Annotated in this window: 17 protein-coding genes; 6 read left to right on the top strand and 11 right to left on the bottom strand. The window is 68.4% G+C overall.

Translation table 11 applies throughout. The features are described 5' to 3' along the window. Position 1: 1 nt before the first annotated feature. From PSQ39_RS02655 to PSQ39_RS02640, 4 genes are all read right to left on the bottom strand, one after another. The gene (locus tag PSQ39_RS02655) at positions 2-1,123 is read right to left on the bottom strand and encodes a TIGR03364 family FAD-dependent oxidoreductase (RefSeq protein ID WP_273925042.1); all 1,122 of its coding nucleotides are present in this window, start codon (positions 1,121-1,123) and stop codon (positions 2-4) included. Between the two features lie 110 nt (positions 1,124-1,233). Further along, complete coding sequence (locus PSQ39_RS02650; RefSeq protein WP_273925041.1) at positions 1,234-3,003, bottom strand: putative 2-aminoethylphosphonate ABC transporter permease subunit; 1,770 nt, start codon at positions 3,001-3,003, stop codon at positions 1,234-1,236. Further along, positions 3,000-4,085: an ABC transporter ATP-binding protein gene (locus PSQ39_RS02645; protein ID WP_273925040.1), complete on the bottom strand. Its 1,086-nt coding sequence runs from the start codon at positions 4,083-4,085 to the stop codon at positions 3,000-3,002. Before PSQ39_RS02645 ends, PSQ39_RS02650 begins: the two co-directional genes overlap by 4 nt. 33 nt (positions 4,086-4,118) lie before the next feature. After that, the gene (locus tag PSQ39_RS02640; protein WP_273925039.1) at positions 4,119-5,159 is read right to left on the bottom strand and encodes a putative 2-aminoethylphosphonate ABC transporter substrate-binding protein; all 1,041 of its coding nucleotides are present in this window, start codon (positions 5,157-5,159) and stop codon (positions 4,119-4,121) included. A 281-nt stretch (positions 5,160-5,440) separates the two neighbouring features. On the opposite strand from PSQ39_RS02640, the gene PSQ39_RS02635 reads away from it, so the two are divergent. Beyond that, positions 5,441-6,316: a LysR substrate-binding domain-containing protein gene (locus PSQ39_RS02635; protein WP_273925038.1), complete on the top strand. Its 876-nt coding sequence runs from the start codon at positions 5,441-5,443 to the stop codon at positions 6,314-6,316. A gap of 37 nt (positions 6,317-6,353) precedes the next feature. On the opposite strand, the gene PSQ39_RS02630 is transcribed toward PSQ39_RS02635, so the two are convergent. Beyond that, positions 6,354-7,496 (bottom strand): carbonic anhydrase, encoded by a 1,143-nt coding sequence (locus tag PSQ39_RS02630; protein WP_273925036.1) that lies wholly within the window; start codon positions 7,494-7,496, stop codon positions 6,354-6,356. 266 nt (positions 7,497-7,762) lie between these two features. Between PSQ39_RS02630 and ruvB the strand changes: the two genes are divergently transcribed. Next, entirely contained in the window at positions 7,763-8,836 is a 1,074-nt protein-coding gene (gene ruvB / locus PSQ39_RS02625) for a Holliday junction branch migration DNA helicase RuvB (protein WP_273925035.1), read from the top strand. 57 nt (positions 8,837-8,893) lie between these two features. Here the strand turns inward: ruvB and PSQ39_RS02620 are convergent, their stop codons facing one another. The 6 genes from PSQ39_RS02620 to PSQ39_RS02595 all read right to left on the bottom strand — a co-directional run bounded on the left by PSQ39_RS02620 (position 8,894) and on the right by PSQ39_RS02595 (position 13,588). Beyond that, entirely contained in the window at positions 8,894-10,060 is a 1,167-nt protein-coding gene (locus PSQ39_RS02620) for a DSD1 family PLP-dependent enzyme (protein WP_273925034.1), read from the bottom strand. Continuing rightward, a complete protein-coding gene (locus PSQ39_RS02615) occupies positions 10,041-10,679 on the bottom strand; it encodes a histidine phosphatase family protein (RefSeq protein ID WP_273925033.1) in 639 nt (212 codons plus the stop codon). The genes PSQ39_RS02620 and PSQ39_RS02615 overlap by 20 nt, the downstream gene beginning before the upstream one ends. A 44-nt stretch (positions 10,680-10,723) precedes the next feature. Then, positions 10,724-11,350 (bottom strand): DUF4136 domain-containing protein, encoded by a 627-nt coding sequence (locus tag PSQ39_RS02610; RefSeq protein WP_273925032.1) that lies wholly within the window; start codon positions 11,348-11,350, stop codon positions 10,724-10,726. A gap of 56 nt (positions 11,351-11,406) precedes the next feature. Further along, a complete protein-coding gene (gene ttcA / locus PSQ39_RS02605) occupies positions 11,407-12,351 on the bottom strand; it encodes a tRNA 2-thiocytidine(32) synthetase TtcA (RefSeq protein WP_273925031.1) in 945 nt (314 codons plus the stop codon). Between the two features lie 61 nt (positions 12,352-12,412). Continuing rightward, positions 12,413-12,787 carry a dihydroneopterin aldolase gene (locus PSQ39_RS02600; protein WP_273925030.1) on the bottom strand — a complete coding sequence of 125 codons (375 nt, stop codon included), beginning with the start codon at positions 12,785-12,787 and terminating at the stop codon, positions 12,413-12,415. 24 nt (positions 12,788-12,811) lie between these two features. Further along, positions 12,812-13,588 (bottom strand): SDR family oxidoreductase, encoded by a 777-nt coding sequence (locus PSQ39_RS02595; RefSeq protein ID WP_273925029.1) that lies wholly within the window; start codon positions 13,586-13,588, stop codon positions 12,812-12,814. A 201-nt stretch (positions 13,589-13,789) separates the two neighbouring features. On the opposite strand from PSQ39_RS02595, the gene PSQ39_RS02590 reads away from it, so the two are divergent. The 4 genes from PSQ39_RS02590 to PSQ39_RS02575 all read left to right on the top strand — a co-directional run bounded on the left by PSQ39_RS02590 (position 13,790) and on the right by PSQ39_RS02575 (position 20,150). Further along, positions 13,790-14,812 (top strand): class I SAM-dependent methyltransferase, encoded by a 1,023-nt coding sequence (locus tag PSQ39_RS02590; protein ID WP_337961396.1) that lies wholly within the window; start codon positions 13,790-13,792, stop codon positions 14,810-14,812. 3 nt (positions 14,813-14,815) lie between these two features. Further along, positions 14,816-15,010, top strand: a complete 195-nt coding sequence (locus tag PSQ39_RS02585) for a DUF2905 domain-containing protein (RefSeq protein ID WP_273925028.1) — start codon at positions 14,816-14,818, stop codon at positions 15,008-15,010. Between the two features lie 326 nt (positions 15,011-15,336). Continuing rightward, positions 15,337-17,016 (top strand): MdtA/MuxA family multidrug efflux RND transporter periplasmic adaptor subunit, encoded by a 1,680-nt coding sequence (locus PSQ39_RS02580; RefSeq protein WP_273925027.1) that lies wholly within the window; start codon positions 15,337-15,339, stop codon positions 17,014-17,016. Positions 17,017-17,072: 56 nt separating this feature from the next. Then, positions 17,073-20,150 carry an MdtB/MuxB family multidrug efflux RND transporter permease subunit gene (locus PSQ39_RS02575; protein WP_273925026.1) on the top strand — a complete coding sequence of 1,026 codons (3,078 nt, stop codon included), beginning with the start codon at positions 17,073-17,075 and terminating at the stop codon, positions 20,148-20,150. The last annotated feature ends 662 nt before the right edge of the window (positions 20,151-20,812 follow it).

The raw sequence follows: 20,812 nt of genomic DNA, 5'->3' as shown, positions 1-20,812 counted from the left end.
CTCACCAGGGGGCAAAGACTTCTTCGGCCAGGCCGAAGGCGGTGCTGGCGCCGGTGCCGCTGGTGACGGTGACCAGGCGGGTCTGGGCGTCGGGGGCCAGCACCACGCAGGGCTCGGTGGCCGAGGACGGGTAGGTGCCGACCCAGCGTTCGGTCACCTCGGCCTGCGTCAGGTGCAGGGCCGCGCGCAGTTGGCGCAGGATCAGCTGGTCCACCTCTTCGAGCGCAAACGGCGGCAGCACCGGGCCGTAGTGGTGTGAGTCGCCCACCACCAGGGTGCCGTCGGCGCTTTGCACCACGATCAGGTGGATGCCGTGCTGCAGGCAGGCGGCCTCTTCGCGCTGCAGTTGCGCGCGCAGGGGCGCTGCCTCGGGCAGCTCGCAATAGCCTTCATAGCGCACCAGGCTCAGGTCGCCCATCACCGAGCCCTGCAGCTGGAAGCCCGGCTGCGGACGCACGCGCAGCATTTGCAGCTGGCACAGGCGAATGTTGTGCGGTGTCCACTGCGGCGCGAACAGGCCATGGAGCTCGGCATTGGTGCAGACCACCACGCGCTCGGCGCGGTACTGGGCGCGCGAGGTCTCGACCACGGGCGTTTGCACCGACTGCACCGTCTCGCCAAAGCGAAACTGCACGCCCAGGTGCTCGGCCAGCCAGCGCGTGAGCAGGGGGATGGCGCTGCGCGACTCCACGCGCAGTTCGTGCGGGCTGTAGAGCACCGATTGCAGGCCGTCGGTTTGCAGGGCTGGGTGGCGCTGGGCCGCCTCGGCGGGGCTGAGCAGCGCGCAGTGTTCCCCCATCTCGGTGCGCATGAAGGCTTCCAGCACCGCGTGCGCGGCCGGCCGTTCGGCGCGCAGCCACAGGCCCTGGTGCAGCACCTCGATGCCGGCCAGTGGGGCCAGTTCGGCCCAGATGTCGCGCGAGCGCCGCGCCCGCGCCCAGCTGGGGCCGGCCTTTTGCCCGGTGACGGTGACAAAGCCAAAGTTGCGGATCGAGGCGCCGATGCACATCGCATCGCGCTCCACCACCACCACGCGCAGGCCGCGCTTGGCCGCCTGGTAGGCGTGGGCCAGGCCGACAATGCCGGCGCCCACCACGAGAAGATCACAGGAGATCGGGGTCATAAACAAAAGATCCAACAGCCAAGAAAATCAAAGAAAACCAAGACGCCATGCAGCGGCCCAGCCTGGGCCACCGGGGCGGCGCCAGCGCGGAGCTCATCGGTCGAGAAAGGTCAGCGGCGGCGCCAGCGCTGGGTGCGCGACACCCCCCAGCGCTCCAGCGCGCCCAACAGGCCTCGCCCCAGGGCTGCGCTGATGAAAATCAGCGTGGCCATGGCGGCCGCCGGGGCGATGTCGCCCGCGTCGTCCATGGCCAGCACGGCCAGCGAGGCCAGGGTGGTCTCGGGCGAGTAGATGAACACCACGGCCGACACGGTGGTCATGGCGCTGACGAAGAAGTAGCCCGCCACCTGCAGCAGGGTCGGCAGGCACACCGGCAGGTGCACTTGCCACAGCGTGCGCCAGAAGGGCACGCCCAGCGAGGCGGCCACCTGCTCGTACTCGGCGTCCAACTGGCGCAGGGCGGTCAGCTGCGTGATGTGGGCCACCGAGTAGCAGTGCGCCACGGTGCACAAGGTCATCAGCGTGAGGCTGCCGTACAGCCCGTGCAAGGGGTTCCAGCCGGCATTGAAAAACAGGATGTAGCCCAGGCCCAGGGCCAGGCCGGGCACCGCCATGGGCAGCGAGGCGATGGCATTGAGCCACTGGCGCGCGGCGGCAAACTGGCGCGGTTTTTCCACCAGGTAGGCGCTGATGAACGTGCACAGGCTGCCCAGCACGGCGGTGCCGGCGGCCATGCGCAGCGAGTTGCCGTAGCTGGCCCAGCCGCCACCGTCCACCAGGTCGAAGTCGTAGTTCTTGAAACTGGGCACCAGGTTGTAAGGCCAGAACGTGGCCAGCGAGGCGAACACCGCCACCGCCAGCACGCCCAGCAGGGCCAGCGCGATCAGGCTGCAGTAGGCGAACAGGGCCCGGTCGAGTGCCGGGCAGGGCTGGGGCTGGAAGGGCACGGCGCGCAGGCCCAGGCTGGCGTTTTGGCGCCGGCGCAGGTGCTGTTCGGCGACAAAGGCCAGCACCGCGGGCAGCAGCAGGATCAAGGCCACCACCGCGCCCAGGGGCAGGTTTTGCTGGCCGATCACCTGCTTGTAGATGTCGGTGGCCAGCACCTGGGTGTTGCCGCCAATCACCTTGGGCACGCCAAAGTCGGTGATCACCAGCACGAACACCACGATCCAGGAAATCATCAAGCCATAACGGCTGGCGGGCAGGGTGACGCGCCAGAACACGCGCCAGCGGCTGGCGCCCAGGGTGGTGGCCGCCTCGACCAGGCGACCGTCGCTGGTGGCCAAGGCGGTGCTGAGGATCAACAGCGCGTGCGGAAAGGTCCACAGCACCGAGCCGGTGACGATGCCAAACGGCCCATAGGCCGGCAAGCCCAGCAACAGGCCCTTGAGCAGGCCCTGGTTGCCAAACAGGTAGATCAGGCTGATGGCCATCAGCAGCGACGGTGCCAGCAGCGGGATCAGGGCGACGGCACGGAACAGCCGCGCGCCACGCAGGCAGCTGTGCGTCAGCGCGTAGGCGTAGCCATAGGCCAGGGCCACGCACACCGTGGCGCTGGCAGCGGACAGCCACAGGCTGTTGCCCAGCGAACTCAGCACATTGGGGCTGCGTGCATAGGCCGCAAAGTGGGCCAGGCCGACAAATTGGCCTGCGCTGTCCCACAGGCTCATGCCCAGCAAGGCCAGCACCGGCAGCGCGATGGTCGCCGCCAGCACCGCCAGCGCCAGGCCCAGCAGGGCCGCCAGCCAGGGGCGCTCGGCCGGGGCGCGCAGGCGGGTGGGCGCGGGGGCGGCTTGGGGCGCCGCGGCCGGGGCGGATGACGCGGCCAAGGAGGCCGCCGGGGCGGCCCCAGGGGCGACGGGGTTCAGGCGCCAGTTCATGCGACGCGCCTCACCGATTCGGGCAGGGGCAGGGCGTGCAGCGCGGGCGCGGGCAGGCTCAGCAACAAGTCGCCCTGCAGCCATTCGGGCAGGCGCGCGTCGGCGCCGGTGGGCCATTGCGCGTCCAACGTGGCCTGCAGGCTGTCGCAGTGCAGGCGCAGCAAGGCGGTGGGGCCATGGAACTGGGCTTCCACCAGGCGCGCCCGCACGCTGTTGGCGGGCAAGGGTTGGTTCGCCGCAGGGGCGCTTTGCAATTGCACGGCTTCCGGGCGCAGGCCCAGCAGCAGGGTGCTGCCGGTGCGGTAGGCGCGGGTGTCGCCATGCAGCCGGGTGCTGCCCACCTCCAAGGTGTCGGCGGCCACCACGCGCGCGGGCAGCAGGTTCATGCGGCCGACAAAGCCCGCCACAAAGCGGGTCTCGGGCCGCGCGTAGAGCTGCTGGGGCGTGCCCTGCTGCTCAATGCGGCCTTCGTGCATCACCACCACGCGGTCGGCCATGGACAAGGCCTCGTCCTGGTCGTGCGTGACCATCACGGTGGTGATGCCCAGTTGTTGTTGCAGGCGCCGGATTTCGGCCTGCAAGCCGCCGCGCACCTGGGCGTCCAGCGCGCTCAGCGGCTCGTCGAGCAGCAGCAACTCGGGGCGGGGCGCCAGCGCGCGCGCCAGGGCCACGCGCTGTTGCTGGCCGCCGGAGAGTTGCGACGGCAGCTTGTGGCCCTGGTCGCCCAGGCCCACCAGGGCCAGCATCTCGGCGACGCGTTCGGCGCGCTGGGCGCGGGGCAGGTCCTGCAGCCCGAAGGCCACGTTCTGTGCCGCGCTCAGGTTGGGGAACAGCGCATAGCTCTGGAACACCACGCCGAAGCGGCGCTGGGCGGCGGGCCAGGCGGTGATGTCCTGACCGCGCAGGGTCAGGCTGCCGGTGTCCGGTGACTCGATGCCGCACAGGATGCGCAGCAAGGTGGTCTTGCCACAACCCGAAGGGCCCAGCAGGCTGATGAACTCACCGGGCGCCACGTCGAGCGCGATGCCGCGCAGCACGGCTTGGGCGCGGTAGCGCTTGGTGATGTGTTGGATGGAAAGCATGCTGGGGCCTGGCCTGTGAGGTCGTCGGAGGGCTTACTTCTTTTCGGCCTTGGCTTCGTAGCGGCGCGCCCATTCGGTCAGGATGCGTTCGCGCTGGGCAGCGGCCCAAACGAAGTCGTTCTTGACCAGCATTTTTTCGAGGTCGGAGGGCACGAACTCCAGGCGCTCTTGCACCTGGGGCAGGGCCAGCACGGCGAAGTTGGCGGCGTACAGCTCGTTGGCCTTCTTGGTCACGGACCAGTCGGCCAGGGCGCGGGCGGCGTCCTGCTTCTTGCTGGTCTTCATGACCGCGGTGGCTTCGACTTCCCAGCCCAGGCCTTCCTTGGGGAAGATGATGTCGATGGGCGCGCCGTCCTTCTTGGTCTTGTTGGCACGGTACTCAAAGCTCAGGCCGACCGGGAATTCGCCGGCGCCGGCCTGGCGGCAGGGCTTGGAGCCGCTGTGGGTGTAGACGCCCATGTTCTGGTGCAGCGCGTCCATGAAGGCCCAGCCCTTGTCTTCGCCCATCATCTGCAGCCAGGCCGAGACCATCAGGAAGCCGGTGCCGCTGGAGGCGGGGTGCGGCATGGTCAGCGTGCCCTTGAATTCGGGGCGGGTCAGGTCGGCCCAGCTGGTGGGTGTGGGCAGCTTGCGCTTGGCGGCTTCAACGGTGTTGAAGCACAGGGCCGAGGACCACAGGTCCATGCCGACCCAGGTGGGGGTGGCGCGCGGGTCGCGCATGTTGGCGCGCACGGCCTCCAGGCCCTTGGGGGCGTAGGGCTGGAGCATGTTCTCTTTGTCCAGCAGCATCAGCGAGGTGGCGGCCAGGCCCCACACCGCGTCGGCCTGGGGGTTGGCTTTTTCAGCCAGCAGGCGGGCGGTGATGATGCCGGTGCTGTCGCGCACAAACTTCAGTTCGATCTCGGGGTGGTCTTGTTCGAAGGCGGATTTGTAAGCCTTGATCTGGTCGGCTTCGAGGGCGGTGTAGACCAGCAGTTCGGTCTTGGCCAGGGCGGCCGAGGTGGCCAGGGCCGAGGCCAGCACGGTGGTGGCCAGGCCGAGGCGGCGAGCCCATTGGAGCAAGGTGGTGCGCATGAGGAGGTCCCGTGGTTGGGTGATCAAAATGACTGGGGGGGCCGGTCCGTCCCAGGGCATGCAGTGCGGCGTGTGGCGGACCTTGGCTGTGACTTTAGGCAGGCCGTGTGAAACGCCCATGTCACAAAGCTGCAATTTCCTGAAGGCCCCATAGGCAGATTTGGGTGTCCTCGGCGCGCGACGGCGGGGGCGCTTTCTGCCATGATTTCGCGCTGGCCTGGGGCTGGTTCGCGCGCTTGTCAGGCCTTGGTCGTCCTTCCTTCTTCTCCTTGCTTCAAGCCATGTTTGTCACCCAGCTCAAATCGTTTTTCACCGTGGCCCGGCTGGGCAGCGTGACCCAGGCGGCCAAACAGCTGGGCCTGAGCCAGCCCACGGTCACCACCCAGATCAAGGCGCTGGAGGCGCATTACGGCGTGGCCTTGTTCCGCCGCCAGGGCGGGCGACTCAGCTTGAGCGACGAGGGCGCGCAGCTGCTGCCCCAGGTGGACCGGCTGCTGCAGCAGGAGATCCAGGTGGAGTTCGCCCTGCGCGAGTCCGGCGAGCTGCCCCGGGGCCACCTGCGCCTGGGGGCCACCGCGCCGTACTACGTGCTGGACATCGTGCAGCGGGTGCGTGCGCGCCACCCCCAGGTCAGCGTGAGCCTGGGCGCAGGCAACTCGCGCCAGATGGTCGACGCCTTGCTGGCCTACCAGGTGGACCTGGCCACCTCGTCCCACCTGGAGACCGACCCGCGCCTGCACAGGGTCACACTCGGGGCCGATCCGCTGGTGCTGTTGCTGCACCGCGAGCATCCGCTGGCCGCGCGCCCGACGCTGCAGCTGACCGATCTGGCGGCTTGCGATTTGATCCTGCGTGAGCGCGGCTCGACCACCCGGCAGATCACCGAGGACGCCTTGGCCCGGGCCGGGGTGCAGGTGCGTGGCGTGATGGAAATTGCCAGCCGAGAGGCCATCCGCGAGGCGGTGATCCGGCGCATGGGCGTGAGCGTGTTCGCGCGCCACGAGGTCAGCAGCCACCCCGACCTGGTGAGCCGCCCCTTGGCGGACGAGCTGCCGTCCTTGGTGGAGTACCTGTACTGCTTGCAGGAGCGCCGCGAGTCGCGCCTGATCGCGGCTTTTCTGGCCGAATGCCGACCCGCCACGGGGCCCCGCGGCTGAACCCGGGCCTGGTCCCCGGCACCAGGCTGTCAGGGCGTCAAGGCGCTTCGCGCACCACGCGCCCATTCAAGGGCTGGGTCGGGCGGGCGTTGTTGGGGAACAGCTTGGCAAACAAGCGCAGTTGTTCGGTGCTCAACGTCATCGGGGTCTTGAGCACCATCCACAGCACGCCCTCGGTGCAAGGCGGCGTGGTCAGCGAGCCCAGGAACTGGTAGTAGCGCATGTCCTGCGGCAGCAACTCACTGAGGTTGATGCTGCCCGGGGGCATTTGCACGCGGTCCTGGCTGTCCAGGGGCATGTAGGTCCAGACCTTGTTGATCAGGGTGCTGGCCGGGCCCGGGTCCATCAGCACGGCGACCACGGCGAGCTGGTTTTGATCGTTGCGGTGCACCAGGTGGGCCACCATGGAGAAGCCCTTGTAGTTCACCTTCTCTTCGGCCGGGTGGTGAAAGTGGAACTGCAGCAGCTTGTAGGTGGAGCCACGCACCGTCAAGGTGTTGGGTGCTGCCGGGTCCAGGTCGACCTGCAGGGTATGGCCGTTGTTGACCACCGAGCCACCGCTGGGCATGTAGCGCACTTGCAGGGGCTCGGCGGGGCCGACCAGGGTGTCCGAGTCCAGGATGTGGATGGGCGACTGGCGTCGGCCCAGGCTGCAGGTGCTGAATTCGGGTTGCATCTTGCCCCAGGCGGCCGGGCCGTTGACGCCCTCGTACTCCCAGTGGGCGCTGCCGTGGTGGCCGTGGCCGTCTTCCTTGGCCTCGCCGGCTTCGGGTTTGCCGCCAGCCATGGCGTTGGCCTTGGCGCGGATGTACTCGCGGCTGCTGGGCTCAGCGCCGCCCGCGCGGCGCGCGTCCACCGGGTTGGCCAGGGCCCCCGAGGGCTTGGTCACGGCCTTGGGCATGTGCACTTCGATCACGGTCGAGCCTTCGCCCTTGCCCCCTTTGCCAGCTTGGTTGTTGCGGTCCACCCCGTCGCGGATGCGGCTGGCCAGGTCGTTGGCCGGGGCTTTTTCTGCAGCTGCTGGCGCGGCCTTGGCCGGTGGCTTGGCGTGGCTGTCCCCATGGGCGTCTGCGGCCTGGCTGGCGCCACTCAAGAGGCTCAGGCCCCAGCCCAAAGTCCACAAGAGAAGAGACAGGCGCTGGGGGGCGCCGGGGGAGGCGAAGGAGGGGCGTTGGTTCATGGTCGGCAGACAGAGTGGCGAGGCCAGGCAGGGCCCTCGCGGGGCAAAAATGAAGCTGCTACCTCTAGGATATCGGCAGCACCGGGCGCCACTTGAGTGCCATCTGCTGACCCCGCCCGGGAGGGCAGCCTGGGCGGCGCTATAGTCACCCATCACGCGCTGGGCCCGGGGCAGCTTCGCCCTGAGGCTGGCGCGGTGTCGGCCCGGTTTGGGGCGGCATCTTCTTGCTTTCAGGCCCCCTGGGCCGCTTTTGTTCGCCCGCTGCTGTGACCATCCAGACTGACAACTTTGCCTCTGCGCCGCCCCCGCCCGATCGCCGCGTGGTGTCGGCCGGCCCTGCCTCGCCCCACGAAGAGGCCATCGAGCGCGCCCTGCGCCCCAAGCTGCTGGACGAGTACGTGGGCCAGGCCAAGGTGCGCGAACAGCTCGACATCTTCATCGGCGCGGCGCGCAAGCGCTCCGAGGCGCTGGACCATGTGCTCTTGTTTGGCCCGCCCGGCCTGGGCAAGACCACGCTGAGCCACATCATCGCCGCCGAGCTGGGCGTGAACCTGCGCCAGACCAGTGGCCCGGTGCTCGAAAAGCCCAAGGACCTGGCGGCGCTGCTGACCAACCTCGAAAAGAACGACGTGCTGTTCATTGACGAGATCCACCGGCTTTCGCCTGTGGTGGAGGAAATCCTCTACCCCGCGTTGGAGGACTACCAGATCGACATCATGATCGGCGAAGGCCCGGCCGCGCGCAGCATCAAGCTCGACTTGCAGCCCTTCACCCTGGTGGGAGCGACCACGCGCGCGGGCATGCTGACCAACCCGCTGCGCGACCGCTTTGGCATCGTGGCGCGGCTGGAGTTCTACACGGCCGAAGAGCTGCAACGCATCGTGCGGCGCAGCGCCGGCCTGCTCAACACCCCCATCGACGAAGACGGTGCGTTTGAGATCGCGCGCCGCTCACGCGGCACGCCGCGCATTGCCAACCGCCTGCTGCGCCGGGTGCGCGACTACGCCGAGGTCAAGGGCGATGGCCGCATCACCCGCGGCATCGCCGAGCTGGCCCTGACCATGCTCGACGTGGACCCGCAGGGCTTTGACGTGATGGACCGCAAGCTGCTGGAGGCGGTGATCCACCGCTTTGACGGCGGCCCCGTGGGCCTGGACAACATCGCCGCCAGCATTGGCGAGGAGTCCGGCACGATTGAAGACGTGATCGAGCCCTACCTGATCCAGCAGGGCTACCTGCAGCGCACGCCGCGGGGGCGCATCGCCACCCTGGCGGCCTACCGCCACCTGGGCGTGACGCCGCCCAAGAGCGCGGGCGAGGGGCCCACCAGCGGCGACTGAGCAGGCGCGGGCCGGGCGGCCCGCTTGGGGGCAAGGGGGCTGTGAGCAGGCCTGGGTTCAGCCCACGGCGCCGCGCGCATCCACCGTCACGATGCGCTCCACCACCCCCTGGGCCAGGCCACCGCGCACGCCCACCATGAAGTCGTGCAGGTTGACCGTGGGGTCACAGTGGCCGGGGATCAGCCACAGGCTTTGCCCCAGGGCCGGCAGGGTCTGGCCCGCTTGCGTGGGGTAGAGCAGGCCGTGCTCGTCGCCGCCATTGCCAAAGCGCAGCGCGGGCTCGCCGTGCAGCGCATGCACCGTGGGCAGGCCCGAGTCGATGGCGTGGCATTTGTGGCCGGCGTCGCAGACCGCGTGCTGGGCGCTGCGGCTCATGACCTGGGTCTTGACGAACAAAGCGTGTTCAAACTGCGGCTGGGCCGGGTCGCGTTCGTTGGCCGCGTAGTCGGCGTCCATGAACAAGAAAGAGCCAGCCTGCAGCTCGCCGTAGACGCCGCTGGCGGTCTCCAGCACCAGGGTGCCAGTGCCGGCACCGGTGATCAAGGGGGTCTGGATGCCGGCGGCTTGCAGCACCTCGCAGGTCTGGTTCACCGCCCGCACGGCGTGGGCGATGGCGGCGCGGCGCTCGGCCGGGCTGCGCAGGTGCTGGGCCTGGCCGTGGTAGGCCTGCAGGCCGCCAAATACCAGTTGCGGGCAGGCCTGCACCTGGCGCACCAGGGCCAATGCGGCTTCGCCCGGCGGCACGCCACAGCGGCCTTGGCCGACGTCGATTTCGACCAGCACGCGCACCTTGGCGCGGCGGCCTTGCAGGGCCTGGGCCAGGCGTTCGATGCCGGTGGCGCTGTCCACCGCCAGGGCCAGCCAACCCCCGCGCCCGGCCAGGGTCTCGGCCAGGGTGGCGACGCGGGCCAGCTTGGCCGGGGCGATCACTTCATTGCTGATGTAGATGTCGGTCACACCGCCCGCGGCCAGGGCCTCGGCTTCGCCGGTCTTTTGCACGCACACGCCCACGGCGCCAGCGCTCATCAGCAGGCGGGCCAGCTCGGCACTTTTGTGCATCTTGGCGTGCGGGCGCCATTGGATCTGGTGCTTGGCCGCGAAATCGACCATGCGTTGCAGGTTGCGGTCCATGGCGTCCAGGTCGATGACCAGGGCCGGGGTGTCGATGGCGTCCACGCCCTGGCCGATCAGGCCCAGGAGCGCATCAGGTATGGTTTTCGTCAAGGGGGTTGTCCTGCAAATGCTGGGTGTCTGACCAACCGACCAGGGTGAAACCCTGCGGGGTCCAGAGCAGGCGGTTGATGGCGGCATTGCCCAGGGCCCAGGTGCGCGGGGCCTGCAGTTCCTGCCCGGTGGCGGCGCGGTAGAGCACGTCCATCACGCCACCGTGGGCGACCAGCACGATTTGCTCTCCCGGGTGGCGCGCCGCCAGCTCGGCCGCGGTGTCGACCACGCGCTGGCGGAACACGATCAGGGACTCGCCGCCTTCCGGCGCGAACACCGGGTCACGCGTGCGCCACAGCCGGGCCTGCTCGGGCAGGTGGGCTTCGATCTCGGCAAAGGTCTTGCCCTCGAACTGGCCAAAGCCGCGTTCGCGCAGGCCCAGGTGGGGCGTCACGGGAAGGCCGGTGTGCTCACCGACCTGGGCCGCGGTTTGCCAGGCGCGTGCCAGGTCGCTGGCGTAGATGGCTTGCACGGATTCGTCGACCAAGGCCTGGCCGACGCGGCGGGCTTGCCACTGGCCGGTGTCGTTGAGGGGGATATCGAGCTGGCCTTGGATGCGGGTGTCCACATTCCAGGCGGTTTCGCCATGTCGAATGGCAATGATGCGGGTGACGTCCATTCAGCGGATTCTAGGCCCGCTGGCGCGGGCCTCCGGTGGGCGGCTCAAGGGGGCATGACCACGTCGATGCTGACGCGGCGCAGGCCGCTGGGCGGCGTGGGGAAACCCGCCAACGCGGCCTCAAACAAAGCGCCCAGGGTCACGGCTTCGCTGCGCGTCAGGCCATCGCTGGCGGCATGGGTTTCATAGACGGTGCGGCCGTCGCTGTGGCTGCGGATCAGCAGGGCCACTTCACGCAGGGTGCGCGGCGGCGCATAGGGCATGCCTCCCCACAGGCCGCGCGTGCCCGAGCCGTAGTACATGCCGCGCCCGGCCCAGACCCGGCCGGACCAGCCATAGCCCGGCCAGCCGCCAAAGGGGTAGGGCGCAAAAGGGTCGGTCACGGTGGTGCTGCGCACGCCGACCTGGATGCTGAACTGGGCGTTGGCGTCGTCGCGCCGCAGGCCCACTTTTTCAAGGGCGGCCTGGGCCAGCGCCTCGACGCGGTCTTGCGCCTCGGGCGGTGTGGCTTGCTGTTGCGAGGGCAGGCGCTCAAAGCGGAAGCTGCTGCCGGGCGCGATGACGGGGCTGGTGGCGTAGGTTTCGACATCGCTGTCGACTTCCCAACGCGTGCTGGCGCAGCCGCTGAGCCCCAGCGTCAAGGCGGCCAAGAAAGGAATAAGCCACTTCATTGCGATCTCCTGTGCCCTCTGGGGCGCCTGGGGCGGCCGGCCGAAGCGGCCGCCGCTCAGAGTTGCACCACTTGCAGGCCGCCCAGGGCGGGGCTGGCTTGGGGGAACTCTTCTTCATCAAAGGCCTTGTCGCCGTTGTCGTCGGCGATGCCGGTCGGCTTGAGGTTCTTGAAGTCGTGTTGCTGTGCATCCATCAGGTGCGAGGGCACGACGTTGTGCAGCGCGGTGAACATGTTCTCGATGCGGCCGGGGAACTTCTTCTCCCATTCGCGCAGCATGTTGCCGATCTGTTTGCGCTGCAGGTTCTCCTGGCTGCCACACAGGGTGCAGGGGATGATGGGGAACTGTCGGTGCTCGGCCCAACGGACCAGGTCTTTTTCGGCCACATTGGCCAGCGGGCGGATGACGGTGAATTCACCGTTGTCGCTGACCAGCTTCGGGGGCATGCCCTTGAGCTTGCCGCCAAAGAACATGTTGAGGAAGAAGGTTTGCAGCATGTCATCGCGGTGGTGGCCCAGCGCGAGCTTGTTGCACTTGAGTTCGCGCGCCACCCGGTACAGGATGCCGCGGCGCAGCCGGCTGCACAGGCTGCACATGGTCTTGCCCTCGGGCACCTTGTCCTTGACGATGGAGTAGGTGTCCTGGGTTTCGATGTGGAACGGAATGCCCAGGCCGCCCAGGTAAGCGGGCAGGATGTGGTCCGGGAAGCCAGGTTGCTTTTGGTCCAGGTTGACGGCAATCAGTTCGAAGTCAATCGGCGCGCGGGCCTTGAGCTTCATCAGGATGTCGAGCATCCCGTAGCTGTCCTTGCCGCCCGACATGCAGACCATGATGCGGTCGCCCGCCTCGATCAGGTTGAAGTCGACGATGGCCTGGCCGACTTGGCGGCACAGGCGTTTCTCGAGCTTGTGGGTCTCACGCTCGATCTTCAGGCCCTTGTTCGGGGCATCCGGGACGTCAGCCGCCGCAGCAGCCTCGTCATCAATCCATACGGCACTCATGGGCGGTATTGTCTCACCCTCGCCTTTGGGGCGCCGACAAAGGGCGGCCCGGCGCGAGGTTTTACCAGTGGCCGGTTTCCACGCGGATGGCGACTTCGCAGTCCTCAAAGATCTCCAGCTTGGCGATCTTCACGCGCACGCCCAGCACGCCGGGCAGCTGCATCAGGCGGTGGGCCAGCTTGCCGATCAGGCTTTCCAGCAGGTTCACATGCTCGGCGGTGCACTCGGCGATGATGATCTGGCGCACCTTGCGGTAGTCCAGCACATGGTGGATGTCGTCGTCCACGGGCAGCAGGGGCTGGGTGCCCAGGTTGAGTTCGGCGTCGACCTGGATGGGCTGCGGGTCGGTTTTTTCGTGTTCCAGAATGCCCAGATTGGCGTCAAAGCGCAGGCCCGTGAGGGTGAGGATCTGGTTGCCTTTGGTGTTGAAGCTCATGGCGTAGGGGCGGCGGGTTGGGGCTCACATGAGCGAAAAATCGCGCTCGAAGCGCATCAGGTGCTGACCGCCATCGACCAGCAAGGTGGTGCCGGTGATGGAGCGGTTCTCGAGCGCGAATCGTACCGTGGCCACCACATCGGCTGGCGAAGACGAGCGCCCCAGCGGTGACAGGCGATGCAGTTGCTGAAATTTGTCGTCGCTGAGCATGTGGCTGGTCAGGGTCAGGCCCGGCGCCACGCCAACGATGCGCAGTTGCGGCGCCAGCGCCTGGGCCAGCATGGTGTTGGCGGCTTCCAGCGCGGCTTTGGACAGGGTGTAGCTCAAGAAGTCCGGGTTCTGGTTCCAGAGCTTTTGGTCCAGCAGGTTGACCACCACGCCCTGGCCTTGGCGCGCCAGCACATGGCGGTGCAGGGCCTGGGCCAGCAAGATGGGGGCGCCGGTGTTGCTGCGCAGGTGCTGCTCCAGGCTGGCAAAGCTGAAGCTGGCGGCGTCGTCGTGTTCGAACAGCGAGGCGTTGTTGACCACCGCCTCCAGGCTGCCCAGCGCGGCGACGGCGCGCGGCACCAGTTCGCGCACGGCGGCTTCGTCCTGCAAGTCGGCCTCCAGCACCACGGCGCCCGGGGTCAGGGCGTTGCACAGGCGCGCGGTTTCATCGGCGTCGGTGCGGGACTGGCGGCAATGCACGGCCACACGCCAGCCGTGGCGGGCCAGCTCCAGGGCGGCTTCGCGGCCCAGTCGGCGGCCGGCGCCGGTCACCAACACAGTGCGGGGGGAGGTGGGGGTGTCGCTTGAGCTCATGGGCTGGATTGTCCATCGCCTGCCGCCCCGGCGCTGGTGCGGGGCTTTGTGGCGCGTCGGCCTGGCCGCGGGCGCGGCGCCCGCGTGGACAATAGCGGGGTGAGCACTTCTTCTTCCTCCCCTTCCTCTGCGCCCGCCGACGTGGCGGCCAACCCCTTGCTGGCGCAGTTGCTGCGCAACATCCCCGACCAGGGCGGCTGGATGGGTTTTGACCAGTTCATGGCCGCCGCCCTGTACACGCCGGGCCTGGGCTATTACGCCAACGACAGCCGCAAGTTCGGCAGCCTGCCTGGCTCGGGCAGTGATTTCGTCACCGCGCCGGAAATGTCGCCGCTGTTTGGCCACACCCTGGCCCGCCAACTGGCCGAGGCGCTGGACGTGACCGGCACCGACGAGCTGTGGGAGTTTGGCGCCGGCTCGGGCGCGCTGGCGCGCCAGGTGCTGGAAGCCTTGGGCGATCGGGTGCGCCGCTACACCATCGTCGACCTGTCGGGCAGCCTGCGCGAACGCCAGCAAGAGGCCCTGGCCGGGTTTGGCGACCGCGTGGTCTGGGCGCAGGCACTGCCCGAGCGCCTGCGCGGCGTGGTGCTGGGCAACGAGGTATTGGACGCCATGCCGGTGCAGCTGCTGGCCCGCGTGGGGGGCGTCTGGCACGAGCGCGGCGTGGCCGTGCACCAGGGCCAACTGGCCTGGGCTGACCGGCCGACCGCCTTGCGCCCGCCGCTGGACATCGAGGGCCCGCACGACTACCTGACCGAGATCCACCCCCAGGGCGAGGCCTTTGTCCGCACCCTGGCCGACCGCCTGGAGTGCGGTGCCATTTTCTTGATTGACTATGGTTTCGGTGAGAGTGAGTACTACCACCCGCAGCGCCACATGGGCACCGTGATGTGCCACCGAGCCCATGTGGCCGACGACAACCCGCTGGCCGACCCGGGCCTCAAGGACATCACCGCCCACGTCAACTTCACCGGCATCGGGGTGGCGGCGCAAGAGGCCGATCTGGCCATCCTGGGCTACACCACCCAGGCGCACTTTCTGCTGAACTGCGGCCTGCTGGACTTGCAGGGCGAGGGCGACCTGGTGCAGCGTGGGCAGGTGCTCAAGCTCATCAACGAGCACGAGATGGGGGAGTTCTTCAAGGTCATCGCCCTGGGCCGCGGCACGCCGCCGGACTGGACGCCGATGGGTTTTGTGCGCGGCGACCGCACGCACAGGCTGTAAGCCGTGGTGCGCTGGATTCTGGTCACTTTGTTGGTGCTGGTGCTGTTCAGCGGCATCTCGCCTTGGCTGCGCAAGCTGGGCTTTGGGCGCTTGCCTGGCGACTTCCACTTCCGCTTCATGGGCCGCGAGTGGCAGATTCCGCTCACCTCGACCCTGCTGTTGAGCTTTGCCTACAGCGTGCTGGCGCGCTGGCTTTGAGCCATGGCTGGCTGGCGGCAGGCCCCCAAGCCGCCAGCCCCAGAAGACCCCTGACCGGCGCTGGGCCGTAAAACCCAGGTAAAACCGGGGTTGGCTGTACCAAATCTGAGACAAACGGCGCTTAGTATTTCTGTTTGGCGCGCCCCGCCGGCCTGGGCCGAGGGTGTGCGATGCTGGCGCCTGCCTCCCCATGACCGAATGTTCCCCTCGTTGCTGCGTGTTCCGCGCGCCCGCCATGCCCCGCTGGGCAGCGGGTGCGGTGCGGCGGCGCGGGGTGATTTCTCTTTCTTTTTCCTCGGCCTTGCCCGTCGTTTGACTGTCTGCCCATGACCGAAGCTGCTGATTCCACCCCCCGTTCTGAACCCAGCGCCTTGGCGCCGCTTGCATCGGCGACCCGGCCCTTGAGCCCGGCGGGTGCGTCTGCGGCGCCGGGCGGGCCCCGGCGGCGGCGCTCACGGGCGGTGCTTTGGGCGCTGTTGATCCTGCTGCTCGCTGGCGCAGCGGGCGGCGCCTGGTACTGGAAGAGCCGCAGCGCCGGCGCCGATGGCGCCGAGGGCAGTGCCAGCGCTCCGCCGGGGGGCGCCGGCGCCGGAGGACCGGGGCGCCGGCCTGGCGGTAACCGCACCCAACCCGTGTCGGCCCAGGCCGCGCGCTTGCAGGATGTGCGGGTCACGGTGGCGGCGATCGGCAATGTCACCGCGCTCAACACCGCCACGGTGCGCTCGCGCGTGGATGGCGAATTGCGCCGCATCCTGTTCCGCGAGGGGCAGCAGGTCAAGGCCGGTGATTTGCTGGCCGAAATCGACCCCCGCGCCTATGAGGTGGCCCTGGCTCAAGTGCAAGGCCAGTTGGCGCGCGACGCGGCCCTGCTGCGCAATGCCGAACTGGACCTGGCCCGCTACAAGGACTTGCTGGCCAAGGACTCGATCGCGCGCCAGCAGGTCGACACCCAAGAGGCCCTGGTCGCCCAGTTGCGCGGCACGGTGCAGACCGACCAGGCGCAGGTGGACAACGCCAAGCTGCAGCTGTCCTACACCCGCATCACCGCGCCCATCAGTGGCCGCCTGGGCCTGCGCCTGGTGGACCTGGGCAACACCGTGCGCTCCAGCGACGCCACGGGCCTGGTCAGCATCACCCAGACCCAGCCGGTGGCCGTGGTGTTTGCGGTGCCTGAAATCCACCTGCCGCAGATCAACCGCCAGCTCAAGAGCGGCGGTCTGGCGGTCGAGGCCTGGGACCGCGAGCAGCGCAACCGCCTGGCCCAAGGCCGGGTCACCACCACCGACAACGCCATCGACGCCACCACCGGCACCATCAAGCTCAAGGCCGAACTGGCCAATGCCGATGGCAGCCTGTTCCCGAACCAGTTCGTCAACATCCGTTTGCAGCTCAAGACCTTGAGCCAGGCCTTGGCCGTGCCCAACAACGCGATCCAACGCGGCAGCATGGGCACCTTTGTCTACCTGATCAAGGAAGACAGCACCGTCAGCCTGCGCAAGGTGGTGGTCGGCGCGGTCGATGGCGACTGGGTGGCCATCGAGGGCGAGGTCCAGCCGGGCGACCGCCTGGTCACCGACGGCGCGGACCGCCTGCGCGAAGGCGCCAAGGTCGAGGTGATCGCCGCCAACCGCAACCGCGCCGGCGGCGGTGCCGGGGCGGCGGGCAAGGGGGGCGCGGCTTCGGGCACGGGCCAACCAGCAGCGGGCGCCGCCTCTGGGGCCTCCGGGGCGGCCACAGCGGCCCCGGCATCGACCGCGGCCTCTGCCACGGCGCCGGGCAGCCCGCCCGCCGCCGCTGCGGCCAAGGACCCCGCTGGCGCCAGTGCGGTAGCGCCTGCGGCCCCAGCGCCGGGCGCGGACAGCACCGCCGCCGGCGGCCGACCGGCCTGGATGGACCGCCTGCCGCCAGAGCTGGTGGACAAGCTCATGGCCATGCCGCCCGAAGAGCGCAAAGCCTATTTGCAAAAGCTGCGCGAGCGTCGCCAGCAGCGCGAAAGCGGGGGCTGAGCCATGCCGCCTTCTGTTGTTGCGTGCCGCCGGTCTGAGCGGCGGGGGCTGAGCGCATGAACCTGTCCCGCCTGTTCATCCTGCGCCCGGTGGCCACTTCCTTGCTGATGGTGGCCATGCTGCTGGTGGGCTTGCTGGCCTACCGGCTGCTGCCCTTGTCGGCCTTGCCTGAGGTGGATTACCCCACCATCCAGGTCACCACCCTCTACCCCGGCGCCAGCCCGGACGTGCTGACCTCGGCCGTCACCGCGCCGCTGGAGCGCCAGTTCGGCCAGATGCCGGGCCTGTCGCAAATGTCGTCCACCAGTTCGGGCGGGGCCTCGGTCATCACCTTGCGCTTCACGCTGGATGTCACCCTGGACGTGGCCGAGCAGCAGGTGCAGGCCGCCATCAACGCCGGCAGCAACCTGCTGCCCAGCGACCTGCCGATGCCGCCCACCTACAGCAAGGTGAACCCGGCCGACGCGCCCATCCTGACCCTGGCCATCACCTCCAAGACCTTGCCCGTGATCCGCGTGCATGACCTGGTGGAGTCGCGCGTGGCGCAGAAGATCTCGCAGGTGTCGGGCGTGGGCCTGGTGGCCATCGCGGGTGGGCGGCGCCCGGCCGTGCGCATCCAGGCCGACCCGGTGGCGCTGGCCTCGGCCGGCCTGTCGCTGGAGGATGTGCGCACCGTCATCACGGCAGCCAACGTGAACCAGGCCAAGGGCAGTTTTGACGGCTACTCGCGCGCCTCCACGGTGGACGCGAACGACCAGCTCAAGTCGGCGGCCGAGTACAGCAACCTGATCCTGGCCTACAAAAACGGCAACCCGATCCGCCTCAAGGATATGGCGGCCGTGGTCGACGACGCCGAGAACCTGCGCCTGGCCGCCTGGGCCGACCTGCAGCCCGGTGTGATCCTGAATGTGCAGCGGCAGCCCGGCGCCAATGTGATCGAAACCGTGGACCGCATCCAGGCCTTGCTGCCCCAGCTCAAGGCCACCTTGCCGGCCTCGGTCGATGTGCAGGTGCTGACCGACCGCACCGTCACCATCCGCGCCTCGGTGGCCGACGTGCAGTTTGAACTGATGCTGGCCGTGGCCCTGGTGGTGATGGTGATCTTTGTCTTCCTGCGCAGCGTGCCGGCCACCCTGATCCCGGGTGTGGCGGTGCCGCTGTCCCTGGTGGGCACCTTTGGCGTCATGTACCTGGCGGGGTTCTCGATCAACAACCTGACCTTGATGGCGCTGACGATTGCCACCGGCTTTGTGGTGGACGATGCCATCGTGATGATCGAGAACATCGCTCGCTATGTGGAGGAGGGCGAGTCCCCGCTGGAGGCCGCGCTCAAGGGCAGCAAGCAAATTGGCTTCACCATCATCTCGCTGACCATCTCGCTGATCGCCGTGCTGATCCCGCTGCTGTTCATGGCCGACGTGGTGGGGCGCCTGTTCCATGAATTCGCCATCACGTTGGCGGTGTCCATCCTGATCTCGGCGGTGGTGTCGCTGACCCTCACGCCCATGCTGTGCGCGCGCATCCTGCGCCACACGCCCGAAGAAAGCCACGGCCGCCTGTACCAGGCCACGGGCCGTTTCTTTGACCGCATGATCGCGGGCTATGGCCGCATGCTGACCTGGGTGCTGGACCGCCAGGGCCTGACCCTGCTGGCCTTTGCCGCCACCCTGGGCTTGACGGCCTTGCTCTACCTTTGGGTGCCCAAGGGCTTTTTCCCGGTGCAGGACACGGGCGTGATCCAGGCCATCACCGAGGCCTCGCAAGACACCTCGTTTGCCGCCATGTCCGAGCGCCAGCAGGCCCTGGCCGAGCAGGTGCTCAAAGACCCGGCGGTGCAAAGCCTGTCGTCCTTCATCGGGGTGGATGGGGCCAACGCCACCTTGAACGCCGGGCGCATGCTGATCAACCTCAAGCCGCGCGAAGAGCGCGATGCGACGGCCAGCGAGGTGATCCGGCGCCTGTCGACCCAGCTGCAGGCGGTGCCTGGCATCGCGCTGTACATGCAGCCGGTGCAGGACCTGACCATCGAAGACCGCATCTCGCGCACCCAGTACCAGTTCATGATGTCCTCGCCGCGCATCGACGAGCTGGGCGTGGCCGCGCGTGAGCTGGTGGCGCGGCTCAAAAAGCGCCCCGAGCTGGCCGACGTGGCCAGCGACCTGCAAGACCAGGGCCTGCAGGCCTGGGTGGAGATCGACCGCGACGCCGCCGGGCGCCTGGGGGTGACGGTGGCGGGCATTGATGCGGTGCTCTACAACGCCTTTGGCCAGCGCCTGATCTCGACCATCTTCACCCAGACCACGCAATACCGCGTGGTGCTGGAGGTGGCGCCGCGCTACAAGCTGGGGCCGTCGGCCCTGCAGCATTTGTACGTGACGTCGAGCAGCGGCGTGCAGGTGCCCATGAGCGCGGTGGCCCGGGTCAGCGAGCGACCGGTGGCGCTGGCCGTGAACCACGCGGGGCAGATTCCGTCGGTGACGATTTCCTTCAACGCGGGCCCGGGCGCGTCCTTGGGTGAGGCGGTGGACGCGATCAAGGCCGAGCAGGCCGCGATGGATTTGCCCATCAGCGTGGAGACGGGTTTCCAGGGGGCGGCGCTGGCCTTCCAGGCCTCGCTGACCAACACCTTGCTGCTGATCCTGGCGGCGGTGGTCACGATGTACATCGTGTTGGGCGTGCTGTACGAGAGCTACATCCACCCGGTGACGATTCTGTCCACCTTGCCCTCCGCCGGGGTGGGGGCCTTGCTGGCCCTGCTGGCCGCGCGGCTGGAGCTGGGCATCATCGCCATCATTGGGGTGATCTTGCTGATTGGCATCGTGAAGAAGAACGCGATCATGATGATCGACTTCGCGCTGGAGGCCGAGCGTGAGCAGGGCCTGGCCCCGCGCGAGGCCATTTACCAGGCCTGCTTGCTGCGCTTTCGACCGATTCTGATGACCACCTTGGCGGCCCTGCTGGGGGCTTTGCCCTTGATGCTGGGCAGTGGCACGGGCAGCGAGCTGCGGCACCCGCTGGGGGTGACGATGGTGGGCGGTCTGATCGTCAGCCAGTTGCTGACCCTGTTCACCACGCCGGTGATTTACCTGGCGTTTGCTGGGATGGCGCAGCGGTGGCGTGAGGGGCGGGTATGAGTGCTTGGTTTGGCTTTGGCTTGCTTTCCTGCCCTTCGCTTCGCTTTGAACAAGCAGTGCTTTCGTTGAGGGCGGAGGCCGGGATTTCGGCCCGGCGGCCGACTCACTTTCTTTGTCTCGCCAAAGAAAGTAAGCAAAGAAAAGCGACCCGACTCACCCGCCCTGCTGCGCAGGGTCCGCTGCGCTGCTCGGCCAGGGCGGGGTCTCGCGAAACTCGCTTCGCTCAAACAGTCGCGAGCCCTTTTCCCGCCCCGGCCTGCGCTGCTCGCCGGGTGACACGGGAAGTCGAACACGGGCCCCAACGCCTGCTGCTGCGCAGCGGCGCCTGCCTCAACACCGTCACCCCGAAAAGCATCGCCAGTGCGGTGGTGAGCTCGTCCGATCCCGCTTGTCCCGTGGGGCAGGGCCGAGCAGCGCAGCGCCAGGGGGATGAGGACACGCGACTGTTTGAGCGAAGCGAGTTTCGCGGGCCCCCCCCTGGTGTGAGCAGCGCAGGGGACCGCGCAGCGGCCCTGACTTCGGGTCGCCTTTCTTTGCTTACTTTCTTTGGCGAAGCAAAGAAAGTGAGGCGCCTGCCGGGGCGCCCTCCCGGCCTCTACCATCAGCCAGCGCACCGCGTGTTCAGAGCGAAGCGAAGGGCGTTCCCTTGTCTTCCAGTCAAC

This window comes from Curvibacter microcysteis, assembly GCF_028649455.1.
In the GTDB taxonomy this organism is placed as follows: domain Bacteria; phylum Pseudomonadota; class Gammaproteobacteria; order Burkholderiales; family Burkholderiaceae_C; genus Curvibacter; species Curvibacter microcysteis.
The sequence above is the reverse complement of the archived record's forward strand: the minus strand, read 5'-3'. Positions and strand labels throughout refer to the sequence as shown.